12 protein-coding genes are annotated in these 12,399 nt (G+C 71.2%); 7 read left to right on the top strand and 5 right to left on the bottom strand.

What is annotated here, in order from left to right; all coding sequences use genetic code 11:
- Positions 1–5: 5 nt before the first annotated feature.
- The 5 genes from ACLQ27_RS13205 to dnaA form a co-directional block, all read right to left on the bottom strand.
- Entirely contained in the window at positions 6–698 is a 693-nt protein-coding gene (locus tag ACLQ27_RS13205; RefSeq protein WP_357573709.1) for a DUF721 domain-containing protein, read from the bottom strand.
- On the bottom strand, positions 688–1,821 hold the full coding sequence (gene recF, locus ACLQ27_RS13200; protein ID WP_425866963.1) for a DNA replication/repair protein RecF: 1,134 nt from the start codon (positions 1,819–1,821) through the stop codon (positions 688–690). Before recF ends, ACLQ27_RS13205 begins: the two co-directional genes overlap by 11 nt.
- Before the next feature lie 16 nt (positions 1,822–1,837).
- The gene (gnd, locus tag ACLQ27_RS13195; RefSeq protein WP_234588698.1) at positions 1,838–2,710 is read right to left on the bottom strand and encodes a phosphogluconate dehydrogenase (NAD(+)-dependent, decarboxylating); all 873 of its coding nucleotides are present in this window, start codon (positions 2,708–2,710) and stop codon (positions 1,838–1,840) included.
- 40 nt (positions 2,711–2,750) lie between these two features.
- Positions 2,751–3,884 carry a DNA polymerase III subunit beta gene (gene dnaN / locus ACLQ27_RS13190; RefSeq protein WP_234588696.1) on the bottom strand — a complete coding sequence of 378 codons (1,134 nt, stop codon included), beginning with the start codon at positions 3,882–3,884 and terminating at the stop codon, positions 2,751–2,753.
- Between the two features lie 797 nt (positions 3,885–4,681).
- A complete protein-coding gene (gene dnaA / locus ACLQ27_RS13185) occupies positions 4,682–6,529 on the bottom strand; it encodes a chromosomal replication initiator protein DnaA (protein WP_357491709.1) in 1,848 nt (615 codons plus the stop codon).
- A gap of 630 nt (positions 6,530–7,159) precedes the next feature.
- On the opposite strand from dnaA, the gene rpmH reads away from it, so the two are divergent.
- From rpmH to ACLQ27_RS13150, 7 genes are all read left to right on the top strand, one after another.
- Positions 7,160–7,297, top strand: a complete 138-nt coding sequence (gene rpmH, locus ACLQ27_RS13180; RefSeq protein WP_007453904.1) for a 50S ribosomal protein L34 — start codon at positions 7,160–7,162, stop codon at positions 7,295–7,297.
- 34 nt (positions 7,298–7,331) lie between these two features.
- Positions 7,332–7,748, top strand: a complete 417-nt coding sequence (rnpA, locus tag ACLQ27_RS13175) for a ribonuclease P protein component (protein WP_357491711.1) — start codon at positions 7,332–7,334, stop codon at positions 7,746–7,748.
- Positions 7,745–8,038 carry a membrane protein insertion efficiency factor YidD gene (yidD, locus tag ACLQ27_RS13170; RefSeq protein ID WP_007453899.1) on the top strand — a complete coding sequence of 98 codons (294 nt, stop codon included), beginning with the start codon at positions 7,745–7,747 and terminating at the stop codon, positions 8,036–8,038. The genes rnpA and yidD overlap by 4 nt, the downstream gene beginning before the upstream one ends.
- Complete coding sequence (gene yidC, locus ACLQ27_RS13165; protein WP_357491713.1) at positions 8,035–9,021, top strand: membrane protein insertase YidC; 987 nt, start codon at positions 8,035–8,037, stop codon at positions 9,019–9,021. Before yidD ends, yidC begins: the two co-directional genes overlap by 4 nt.
- A gap of 279 nt (positions 9,022–9,300) precedes the next feature.
- Positions 9,301–9,849, top strand: coding sequence for a protein jag (locus ACLQ27_RS13160; protein ID WP_425867327.1), 549 nt, complete (start codon positions 9,301–9,303; stop codon positions 9,847–9,849).
- 203 nt (positions 9,850–10,052) lie between these two features.
- Positions 10,053–10,763 (top strand): 16S rRNA (guanine(527)-N(7))-methyltransferase RsmG, encoded by a 711-nt coding sequence (gene rsmG / locus ACLQ27_RS13155; protein ID WP_425867325.1) that lies wholly within the window; start codon positions 10,053–10,055, stop codon positions 10,761–10,763.
- 501 nt (positions 10,764–11,264) lie between these two features.
- Entirely contained in the window at positions 11,265–12,338 is a 1,074-nt protein-coding gene (locus tag ACLQ27_RS13150; protein ID WP_374109318.1) for a ParA family protein, read from the top strand.
- Positions 12,339–12,399 lie beyond the last annotated feature (61 nt).

The raw sequence follows: 12,399 nt of genomic DNA, 5'->3' as shown, positions 1-12,399 counted from the left end.
GCCGCTCAGCCGTACGTGTCGCGCGGCCCCCGACCGCGCACCCGGCGCGGCCCCTTCTGCCAGGACGGCGCGGCCGGGCCGTGGATGTGCAGCTTGCGCACCACGTTGTGACCGACCTCCTGGGCGATCTGCTTGAGCAGCGAGCCGGCGAGCAGCCGCAGCTGGGTCGCCCAGGCCGTCGAGCGCGCCTCCACTGTCAGTTCGCCGTTCTCCAGCTTGACCGGTCGGCTGTGCTGGGCGACCTCGGCACCGACCACCCGCTCCCAGGCACCGAACACGGTGGCCTCGGCCGCGGGCTGCTGCCAGCCGCGTGCTTTGACCAGCCGATTCAGCACCGCACTGAGGGGTTGCGGGTCGCGCGGGTCAGGGCCGGGGCCGGAGTAGCCCCGCAGCCGCCGACCCGAGCCGCCGGCACCGTCGGCGCCCGCGCCGCCGGGGGCACGCCGGGTGCGCGCCGCCGCCTGCCGGCGCGACAGCGCGGCGTCGAGCACCGCCCGGGCCAACTCCGGTCCCGTCGCACCGTCCGCCGGCCCGCCGCCGTCGACACCGGCCGCGCCGCTTCCGGCCGCGTCCGGGCCGCCGGCACCGCCTCCGGTCGCTCCCGACCTCGCGGTACGCGCGCTCGCGGCGTCACCGGCCGGCCGGCCGCTGCCGGTGCGGTTGGCGCCTGACCGCCTGGCGTCCGGTTCATCCGACACGGCGTACCGTCCCCTCGCCTACCTGATAGCGGGTGCCGCGCAGCGCGGCCGGCACGTCGTCGTCCACGGCGCAGGTGACCAGCAGCTGACTCGCCCCGCCGACCAGCTCCGCCAGCCGCTCCCGCCGCCCGGTGTCCAGCTCGGCGAAGACGTCATCGAGCACCAGGACCGGCTCGATACCGTCGGCGCGCAGCAGGTCGTACCCGGCCAGCCGCAGCGCGAGCGCGAAGGACCAGGACTCGCCGTGGCTGGCGTACCCCTTGGCGGGGAGCGGCCCGAGAGACAGGGCCAGCTCGTCGCGGTGCGGCCCGACGAGGGTGGTCCCCCGTTCGATCTCCGCGGTCCGTGAGGCGGCGAGCGCGGCGGTCAGCGCCTCGGCCAACGCGGCCCGGTCGGTGGTCGGCTCGGCCAGCTCGATCGACGGCCGGTAGGCGATACCTGCCGCGCCCCGCCCGGCGGCCACCGCGTCGTACGCCTTGGCGACGTGCGGGGTGAGCGCGGCGACCAGCTCCAGCCGCCCGGCGAGCAGCTCCGCGCCGTGCTGGGCCAGGTGGGTGTCCCAGACGGCGAGGGTGCCGAGGTCGCCGCCCCGGGAGCCACCGGTCTTGCGGGCGAGGTACGCGGTGCGCAGCAGAGCGTTGCGCTGCTTGACGACCCGCTCGTAGTCGGCCCGTACGCCCGCGTAGCGGGGCTGCCGGTTGACCAGGAGGTCGTCCAGGTAGCGGCGGCGCTCGGCCGGGTCGCCACGGACCAGCTCCAGGTCCTCCGGCGCGAAGAGCACCAGCCGCAGGGCGCCGAGAACGTCCCGGGCCCGCCGAGCCGGGGAGCGACCCAGCCGCGCCCGGTTGGCCCGGCCCGGCACGATCTCCAGCTCGACGAGGAGTTCGCGACCGTCGTGGACCACCGCGCAGCGGATCACCGCCGAGGTGGCGCCCATCCGGACCAGCGGCGCGTCCGTGGCGACCCGGTGCGAATCCAGGGTCGCCACGTAGCCGAGCGCCTCGACGAGGTTGGTCTTGCCGACGCCGTTGGCGCCGATCAGGACGTTCGCCCCCGGCTGGAGGTCGACGGCGACCCGCTCGTACGAGCGGAAGTCGACCAGTTCCAGCCGGTGGACGTACACAGGGTGTGGATACCGCTCAGCGCTTGTGGACGGCGTGGCCACCGAACTGCTGGCGCAGCGCGGAGACGGCCTTCATGGCGGGTGAGTCGTCCTGCCGGGAGGCGAAGCGGGCGAACAGGGCGGCGGTGATGACGTTCAGCGGGACGGCGAGCCGGACCGCCTCGTCGACGGTCCAGCGACCCTCGCCGGTGTCCTCCGTGTAGCCGCTCAGGTCGGCCAGCTCCGGATCCTCGTCGAGGGCCCGGTCCAGCAGGTCGAGCAGCCAGGAGCGGACCACGGTGCCCTCGCGCCAGGACTTGAACACGCCCGGGACGTTGGTCACCAGCTCGGAGGCGTGCAACAGCTCGTAGCCCTCGGCGTAGGCGTGCATGAGGCCGTACTCGATGCCGTTGTGCACCATCTTCGAGTAGTGCCCGGCACCGACCGGGCCGGCGTGCACGAAACCGAACTCGCCCTCCGGCTTGAGCGCCTGGAAGATCGGCATGAGCCGGTCGACGTGCTCCTGCGCGCCGCCGACCATCAGCCCGTAGCCGTTCTGCCGGCCCCAGACGCCACCGGAGACGCCGACGTCCACGTAGCCGATGCCGCGCTCGTTCAACCGCTCGGCCCGGGGAGCGTCGTCGCTGAAGCGGGAGTTGCCGCCGTCGATGATGATGTCGCCGTCGCCGAGCACCCCGGCGAGTTCGTCGATCGTGGCGTCGGTGACGCCGGCGGGCACCATGACCCAGACCGCCCGCGGCGATTCCAGCTTCTGCGCCAGCTCGGCGAGGCTTGCCGCGTCGCTCAGCTGCGGGTTGTGATCGAATCCGACCACCTCGTGGCCGGCAGCCCGCAACCGCTCGCGCATGTTGCCGCCCATCCGGCCGAGTCCTACCAGGCCGAGCTGCATCTGTTCCTACCTCCGTGGATCTGGGTGTTGCTTGGCGCGATCAGCGAGACACGCGGATCGGCATGATGAGGTACCGATACCCCGGAATGGCCTCGCCATCCTCGCCGGCGGGTGAGATCACCGCGGGTTTGAAGGCGTCGACGAACGACAGCACGGCGGTCTGCGAACCCAGGTTCGCCAGGCCGTCGATGAGGTACTGCGGGTTGAAGCCGATGGTCAGCGCGTCACCGGTGAAGGTGGCCTCCATCGCCTCGCTCGCCCGCGCCTCCTCGGAGCCGCCGGCCTCGACCACCAGCCCGTCGGCGCTGAAGCTGAGCAGCACCGGAGTGGTGCGCTCGGCCACCAGGGCGACCCGCTTGACGACCTCGATCAGGGTGCTGACCGACACCCGGGCCTCGGCGTTGTGGGTGGCCGGGAAGAGCGAGCGCACGGGCGGGTAGTTCGCGCCGTCGAGCAGTCGGCTGGTGGTGCGACGGGTGCCGCCGGCGAGGCCGACCATGCCCTCGCCCGCCGCGCCCTGAGCGAGCGCGAGGGTGACCTCGCCACCCAGCGGGCCGAGCGCCTTGGCGGTGTCGTTCAGGGTGCGGGCCGGCACCAGGGCGTTGATGCTCACGTCGGGGTCGTCGGGCCGCCACTGGATCTCGCGCAGCGCCAGCCGGTACCTGTCGGTGGCGAGCATCGACAGCGTGCTGCCGGAGAGCTCGACGCGGACGCCGGTCATCATCGGCAGCGTCTCGTCCCGACCGGCGGCGATGGCCACCTGGGAGACCGCCGTGGCGAACGCCGCGGCGTCGACGGTGCCGGCGCTCTGCGGCATCTCGGGCAGGGCCGGGTAGTCCTCCACCGGCATGGTGGGCAGGGTGAACCGGGCGCTGCCGCAGACCAGCTCGAGGTGGGCGCCGACCGCGGCGATGTCGACCGGCTTGGCCGGCAGCGCCTTGGTGATCTCGGCGAGCAGGCGGCCGGAGACCAGCGCGGCGCCGTCGGCGTCACCCTGCACCTCGACGGTCACCTGGCTGGAGACCTCGTAGTCGAAACCGGAGACCCGCAGGTTGCCGTCGGTGACGCGGAGCATCACCCCGGCGAGCACCGGTACGGATGGCCGGTTCGGCAGGCTCTTCGCGGTCCACGCCACGGCCTCGGCGAGCGCGTCGCGCTCCACTCGGAACTTCATCAATGCCTCCGCGTCGACGTCAGCGACAACTCTCTCATGCCGACCGCTGCCTACCGTCCCGCCCGACCGTGCGGGTGTCCATCGCACCTTAGGGCGCGGGGACATCGGCTGTGCGCCCGACCCCGTGGATCGTGTCGATGCTGACCGGCCTGTCCGGCAGCGTTCGGCCCGATCCACAGAAAGCCCAACGGTGATGATTGGTTTTTGTTCTCTTAGAAGAGATAACCCATCGTCTTCATCGCACCTGTGCAAACTGTGGAGAACTCGGGTCTGCGCAGCTCAGACAGGTTATCCACCGGTGAGTTGGCTGTGGAGAACCGGGGGTACAACTGCCTCGTGTGTCCACAGCCCGGCGACGACGGCTGGTTGTCCACCGTTGTCCACCGGTTGTCCACCGGTAATCCACCGACTTTCTCCCCATGCCTGTGGACGACCGGGAAGATCACCATTGCTGTTGTCCCCAGAACCTTCAACAGCTCGTACACAGGTCGACGATCATCGGTGGACAACGACGTCGTTGTCCCCAGCCGTCCACAGCGTCGTACACAGGGTTTCTCCACAGCCTGTGGGTAACTGGCGGAGGACGGACCGTAGTTATCCACCGACGGTGGACAACGAGCTGTGGACAACGAGTGAGTATCAAGGTGGTCACGGCGTCGATCCTGTGGCCTGCACCATGTCGAGGGTCAAGCCGAAGCCGCCCCGGGAGGTCAGCCGAGGCCCGCCGGAGACGAAAAAAAGAACGCCCGGCCGGATCTCCGGCCGGGCGTGTCCGCCGCGTCGTGCGGGCGTACCCCTCAGGTGTTCTGCTTGATCCGGTTGGTCAGCTCGGCGATCTGGTTGTAGAGCGAACGCCGCTCGGCCATCTGCTGGCGGATCTTGCGGTCCGCGTGCATGACTGTGGTGTGGTCCCGGCCGCCGAACGCCTGCCCGATCCGGGGCAACGACAACTCGGTCAGCTCCCGACACAGGTACATGGCCACCTGGCGGGCGTTCACCAGCACCCGGGAGCGGGACTGGCCACGCAGGTCCTCCAGGCTCACGCCGAAGTAGTCGGCAGTGGAGACCATGATCTGGTCCGCAGTGATCTCCGGGCCGGCGCCGTCCGGGATGAAGTCCCGGAGCACCTCCTCGGCCAGGGACAGCTCGACCGTCGACCGGGTCAGGCTCGCGAAGGCGGTCACCCGGATCAGCGCGCCCTCCAACTCCCGGATCGAGTTCGACACCCGCGAGGCGATGAACTCCAGCACGTCCGGCGGGGCGTACAGCCGCTCCTGCGCCGCCTTCTTCTGCAGGATCGCGATGCGCGTCTCCAGATCCGGTGGCTGGATGTCCGCGAGCAGGCCCCACTCGAAGCGGGTCCGCAGCCGGTCCTCCAGCGTCGCCAACTGCTTCGGCGACCGGTCCGAGGTGATGACGATCTGCTTGTTGGCGTTGTGCAGGGTGTTGAAGGTGTGGAAGAACTCCTCCTGCGTACGCTCGCGGTTCTCCAGGAACTGGATGTCGTCGATCAGCAGGATGTCGACGTCGCGGTAGCGCCGCTGGAACGCGCTGGTCTTGTCGTCCCGCAGCGAGTTGATGAAGTCGTTGGTGAATTCCTCGGTCGAGACGTACCGCACCGACCGGGCGTTGCCGAGCGTCGTGGCGTAGTGCCCGATCGCGTGCAGCAGGTGCGTCTTGCCCAACCCCGAGCTGCCGTAGATGAACAGCGGGTTGTACGCCTTCGCCGGCGACTCGGCCACCGCCACGCTCGCCGCGTGGGCGAACCGGTTGGACGAGCCGATGACGAACGTCTCGAACATGTACTTCGGGTTCAGCCGGTTGCCGCCGGTGTCGGCGCCGGGCAGCCGGCGGTCGTCGCGGCCGCCCGCGCGGTGTTCCATCCCACTGCGGCCCGGACCGCTGTCCGTCGCACCGTCACGGGGCAGCGAACGGATCACGTGCTGGTCCCGGGGGGACGCGGCGTCCTCGCGGTAGCGGGGCTCGTACGGCCGGGTGTCCGGGCCGGGCGGGTCGAGGCGGGCGGCCTGCTCGTCGTACCCACGCCGCTCGGGTGCCGGTCGGGGCGACCGCATCGGCTCGACGAAGGCCGCGCTGAAGAGGGCCTCCTGCCCGTCCCGACTGGCGGGGATCAGGCCGGACCGGTGCCCGTCGACGGCCGGAGCGGGAGGCGGGCCCGCCGGCTGCGGCGGTACGGCGGTCGCGGGCGGGCGCTGCTGCTCACCGATGGCGTCGTCGGCGGCGGGCCGTCCGCTGTACTCGTCGGCTGCGGGCCGTCCGGTGTACTCGTCGCCGAGCGGGGCGGACGGCGGGTCCTCGACGTCGAGCAGACCCGGCTCGGGAGTGCTGCGGTAGACGGTGCCGGCCGGGCGTCCGGTGGCGTCCTCGGCCACCCGCACCGTCACGGCCACCTGGATCGGCCGGCCGAGCCGGCGGGTCAGCGCCTCGGTGATCGCCGGGCGGAGCCGCGACTCGATCACGTCCCGGGTGAACGCGTCCGGTACGGAGAGCAGCGCGGTGTCCTCGACGATCGCCCGGAGCCGGGTCAGCCGGAGGTAGGCGCGCTGCTGGGCGGAGATGATCTCGTCGGCGAGCTCGTCGGTCGCCGCCAACCACACCGCGGCAAGGTCGGTCGTACCGGCCACCGTCGTGCCACCCCCTCGCCTCTGCTCCCGGCCGCCGCTGTCTGCCAGCCGGCCGTCCCGGGCCCGCCGCGTGCGCGGGTGGAACAACACCCACCCGGACAGCTGACCAGCGGTCGTCCACAGGTTATCCACAGCCTGTGTACCGACCGATTGTGGTCGCCCGCCGGGCGCGGGTGGGACCTGCCCCCTGCCTGGACGTGCGCTGAAGCGGGTTCACCGTGCCGAACGATTCACCAGCGTGTCCGGTCTTGCCTGCGCGCGACGACCGGAGCTTCCGACGCTCACCGCAATCGGGCACGGTAACAGCGTTGTCCCTGCCCCATCAACCGGCGACGCGGCAGCGGCCTTGTCGGCATCAGCGAAAAGCGCCCCTTCGGTCCCGGGCGCGTCCCGATGTCCCCCGCTGTGGGTGTTTGACGGTCATTGCACCTCTGCGTAGGCTGGAGCGGCTGCTCTCTCGTCCTCTGCTAGGGTGATGGGTGCTTGCTGTCCGCGGTCGCATCCCCGCACCTCCGAGGTTCGGCTCCGCAGGGCAGCACCGATCGGTGGCCACCGTCGAGGTGGCCTGGACCACCCCACGACCCCGGCGATCCCGTCGCGCGGGGCGCGTACGAAAACGGAGAGCCTGACGTGAGCAAGCGCACCTACCAGCCGAACAACCGCCGGCGCGCGAAGACCCACGGCTTCCGGCTGCGCATGCGCACCCGTGCCGGCCGTGCCATCCTCTCGAGCCGCCGCGCCAAGGGTCGCACCACCCTGTCGGCCTGAGCCGACCGGGCCGGTCCGGGGGACGTGGGCAGTCGTGCTGGCCGCCGCACAGCGACTGCGGCGTAGCACTGACTTCGCCGCAGCGGTTCGCGGTGGCCGACGCGTCGGCCGAGGCGCGATCGTGGTCCACCTGACCATGCCGTCGACCACCGGGACCAGCACAACGACCTCGCCGGAGCCGGCGCGGGACACCGTTGCGGAGCAGCCCTCCGCGCCGGCCCGCGCCGGCTTCGTCGTGTCCAAGGCCGTCGGCAACGCGGTGGTCCGTAACAAGGTCCGGCGTCGACTGCGGGCGTTGGTCCGGGAGCGGCTCGGCGCGCTGCCCGCCGGCAGCACCCTTGTCGTCCGGGCGCTTCCCGCCGCGGCTGACGCCTCGTACCCCCGGCTCGCCACGGACCTGGACTCCGCCATCGCGGTCGCCCGGACGCCCCGGGAGAGGCGGTCCCGGTGAGCACCGACCCGACCGCCACGCGCCCGACGTCAACCGGTGCCAGGGTGCTGATCGCGCCCATCATCGCGTACCGTCGGTGGATAAGTCCGGCACTGCCGGCCCGCTGTCGGTTCTACCCGTCGTGCAGTGCGTACGCCCAGGAGGCGGTGGCCCGGCACGGCGCGCTCCGGGGAGCCGCGCTGGCGGTCCGGCGGTTGTTGCGCTGCCACCCCTTCCACCCTGGTGGACATGACCCGGTGCCGGAGCCGGGCGGTCGCCGCCGTGCCGATGTGACTGGAGCACCGAATTGAGTCTCGACTGGATCTACTACGCGATTTCGTGGATCCTGCTGACCTGGCACTCCGCCTGGGACGCCATCGGGGTGCCCGTCGACGCGGTGATCGGCACCAACTTCGCCTGGATCCTGGCCATCGTCTTCCTGGTGGTCTCCGTCCGGGTGATCCTGTTCCCGGTCTTCGTCAAGCAGATCAAGTCCCAGCGGGCGATGCAGGCGCTGCAGCCCAAGGTCAAGGAGCTGCAGGAGAAGCACAAGGGTGACCGGGAGACGCTCCAGAAAGAGATGATGGAGCTGTACCGGAAGGAAAAGGCCAACCCGCTCATGGGCTGCCTTCCGATGTTCCTCCAGATCCCCGTCTTTCTCGGCCTCTTCCACGTGCTGCGCCGCCTCGACCCGGCCAAGCAGAGCAAGACGCTCTACGGCTGGACTGTCGACCAGTTCGACAGCGCCTCGAACGCCAAGCTCTTCACCGCCCCGATCGCCGGCAAGTTCGGCTCCAGCGCCGACGAGCTGGCCCGTCTCGGCGCCAACGGCACCACGGTCAAGATCATCGCCGGTGTCCTGGTCCTGGTCATGATCGCCACCACCTACCTGACCAGCCGCCAGATGATCCTCAAGACCGGTTGGGCCGAGGACCCGCAGCAGCGGATGATCCAGCGACTGATGCTCTACGGCATCCCCGCGTCGCTGTTGATCTCCGGCTCGATCTTCCCGATCGGCGTCATCATCTACTGGGTCACGAACAACCTCTTCACGCTCGGGCAGCAGCAGTGGGTGCTGCGGAAGTTCCCGCCGCCGGTGACCGCCAAGAAGGCAGCCGCTCCCGCCGCCACTCGCGGGCCGGTGCAGCCCGCCAAGTCGGGCGGCCTGTTCGGTCGCGGCAAGGCCGCCCCGGTGGCCCCGGTCAAGGCGACCGCCCCGAAGGTGGCGGGCCCGAAGCCGGGCGCCAAGCCGGCCAACCCGAAGAAGAGCCGCCCGGCCAAGCGGCAGGGCTGACTCCCGTAGGGCCGCCGTCGGGCAACCGACGGCGGCCCGACCCCGCACCGCGCAGCCGCCGTACGGCCGGCGCCGGGCGGAACCGACCGCGCAGGCCGCGGTCACGGGCGACACTGCCCGTACAGACGTGCCCGTGGGCACCGGCGACCTCCCGCCGGCCCCGGGAAACCAGCGGACCCGACGGTCCGGCCGAGCGAGTACGGAGATGAGACCGTGACCGAGACCAGCATCCCCCGCGCCGAGCAGTCCCTGGACGAGGAGGAGACCGCGACGCTCGCGGTGGACGGCGACGACACCGAGGCCGACGAGGTCGACGGTGACGAGACCGAGGCCACCGCCGGTGGCCGTGAGAAGAAGTCCGTGGGCGAGTCCGACCTGTTCCGGCAGAGCGAGATCGCGGCCGACTACGTCGAAGGGCTGCTCGACATCCTCGACTACGACGGCGACATCGATGAGCTGGTCGCCGGCGGCCGTCCGGTGGTCGAGGTCGTCGGTGCCCGACTGCAGAACCTGGTCGGCCAGCGCGGCGCCACCCTGGAGGCGCTCCAGGAGCTGACCCGGCTCGCCATCTTCCGGCAGACCGGTACGCCGAGCCGCCTGCTGCTCGACGTCGGCGGCTACCGGGCGAACCGCCGTAAGGAACTCGCCGCCGTCGCCAAGAACGCCGTCGAGAAGGTCAAGGAGTACGGCGAGCCGGTGCGCCTAGAGGCGATGTCCGCGTTCGAGCGCAAGTGCGTCCACGACGTCGTCAACGCCATGGCCGGCGTGGAGAGCGAGTCGGAGGGCGTCGAGCCCAACCGTCGCATCGTCGTACGGCCGGCGGACTGACTCCGTTGACCCACGACGACACCACGGCTGACACCGTGACCGGCCCGGGCGGCACGCCGTCCGGGCCGTCCGCTGTCCGGCGTACCACCCCCGACATCGATACCGACCCGACGGGGCACGACCCGTCCTCCGCTGTCCCCGTTGACGGTTCGCCACCGGCGGCTGCCTCGACCGAGGGCACACCGTCGCCGTCGGACGTCGCGCTGCCGCCCGAGCTGGCACCTGCCGCACTGACTCTCTTCGGTGACCGGCTCGACCTGGCCGCCGCGTACGCCGAAATCCTGGCCACCGACGGCGTGGTCCGCGGTCTGATCGGCCCGCGCGAGGCGCCCCGGATCTGGGACCGTCATCTTCTCAACTGCGCCGCGGTGGTCGAGCGCATTCCGACCGGAGCGAGCGTGCTCGACGTGGGCTCCGGCGCCGGTCTGCCCGGTCTGGTGCTGGCCATCGCACGCCCCGACCTGACGGTCACTCTGATCGAGCCGCTGGCTCGGCGGACGTCGTTCCTGATCGGGGTCGTCGAACGGCTCGGCCTGACCCGGTCGGTACGGGTGTTTCGTGGCCGGGCCGACGAAGCCGCCAGCGGATCGAGTGGCCGGGAGCCGATCAGCGGCGACGTGGTGACGGCCCGCGCGGTCGCACCGCTGGACCGGCTGGCGACCTGGTGCCTCCCGCTCGCCGTGCGCGGCGGGCGGCTGCTGGCACTCAAGGGATCGTCCGCCGCCGCCGAGGTCGAGGAGCACGCCGACGTCGTGGCGCGGCTCGGTGGCGGGGAAGCCGCCGTACACCTCTGTGGGGTCGGCGTGATCGACCCGCCCACGACCGTGGTGGAGATCGTCCGCGAGCGGATGGTCGGTCCGGCCCGCCCGGCCGCCAGCAAGCGCTCCCGGGGCGGGCGAGCCCGACGCCGCTGACCACCGCGCCATCGGGCGTCCGGTCGGAGGGTTGCCTCGTTGTACCGGTACGGATGGACGAGGGAATGAGAACCCGACGTGGACCGGCCGCGCCCGTCCGCCGTAGGCTGACCGCGCGTCGATAATGTGGAGCGGCCGACGGACGTCGCGGACTCCGACCGCTCCCGAGGGGCCGTACGCTCCGGGGTGCGAGCGCGGGTGTGGCCAAGTTGACCGGGGCGCGGACCGACCATCCGAAGCGGGCAGGGATGACAGGTGCATGACGACGGCAGGTACGACGATCCACGCGTGACCGGGTCAACCAGCGACCCTGTTTCACGTGAAACCGACTACCCCAGCTGGTCGCCCGGTGCCACCGGGGCGTCCACCCCTCCGGCGGACAGCGATCCGCTGGCATCGCGGGACGACCCGGCGGTTCATCCCGCCGGGCTGGAGACTCCCGAGCCGACGGCTGGTCGTCGAGCATCGGACGGACCCAGCCGACCGGTCAACGCGGCCGAGGTGCGACAGCCGCTCGGCCGGCGGAACACGGCTGCGGCGGTTCGCTTCGAGCCGGCGGTGCCGCACCAGCCGACCGCCGCGGCGGCACGCGATGCGGCACCGGTGGTCCCGGACGTACCGGTCGCGTCGACCGAGTCGCTGGCCGCGGTAGCGGCCGACCCCACGTACGTTTCACGTGAAACCCCGACGCGCGAAGAGGATGACCCACCGTTGGCTATGGAGGCGATGCGCGCCGTGCAGATCCTGAATCCCAGTGGCGAGGTGACCATGCCTCGACCGGACCGGACCCGGGTCATGTGCGTCGCCAACCAGAAGGGCGGCGTGGGTAAGACCACGACCACTGTCAACCTCGCGGTGGCGCTCGCCCTGCACGGCAACCGGGTGCTCGTGGTCGACCTCGATCCGCAGGGCAACGCCTCGACGGGCCTCAACGTGCCGCACCACACCGGCATCCCCGACGTGTACGACTGTCTGATCAACAGTGTGCCGCTCTCCGAGGTGGCGCAGGCGGTCGAGGGCATCCCCAACCTGTGGTGCGTACCGGCCACGATCGACCTCGCCGGCGCGGAGATCGAGCTGGTGTCGGTGGTGGCGCGGGAGTCGCGCCTCGACCGCGCGATCGCCGCCTACCCGGGCCAGTTCGACTACGTCTTCATCGACTGCCCGCCGTCGCTCGGCCTGCTCACGGTCAACGCCCTGGTCGCCGCGCAGGAGGTGCTGATCCCGATCCAGTGCGAGTACTACGCCCTGGAAGGGCTCAACCAGCTGATCAACAACATCAACCTGGTGCGGCAACACCTCAACCCGAAGCTCGACGTGTCCACCATCCTGCTGACCATGTACGACAGGCGTACCCGCCTCGCGGACGCGGTCGAGCAGGACGTCCGGAACCACTTCGGCGACAAGGTCCTCCAAGCGGTCATCCCCCGCAACGTGCGGGTCTCCGAGGCACCCAGCTACGGCCAGTCGGTGATGACCTACGATCCCGGTTCGCGGGGCGCCACGAGTTACTTCGAGGCTGCCCAGGAGATCGCCGAGCGGGGCGTCAAGGAGCCGGTGGGCCGGAATGCGTAGTGGGGACAAGTCGCTGGGAGGCGTGGCATGAAGAACCGTCCTCGGGGTGGTCTGGGACGGG

It is taken from the genome of Micromonospora sp. DT63, from assembly GCF_049841615.1.
Taxonomy (GTDB): domain Bacteria; phylum Actinomycetota; class Actinomycetes; order Mycobacteriales; family Micromonosporaceae; genus Micromonospora.
Note: the sequence above shows the minus strand (reverse complement) of the source record. Positions and strands in the feature narration are given on the sequence as shown.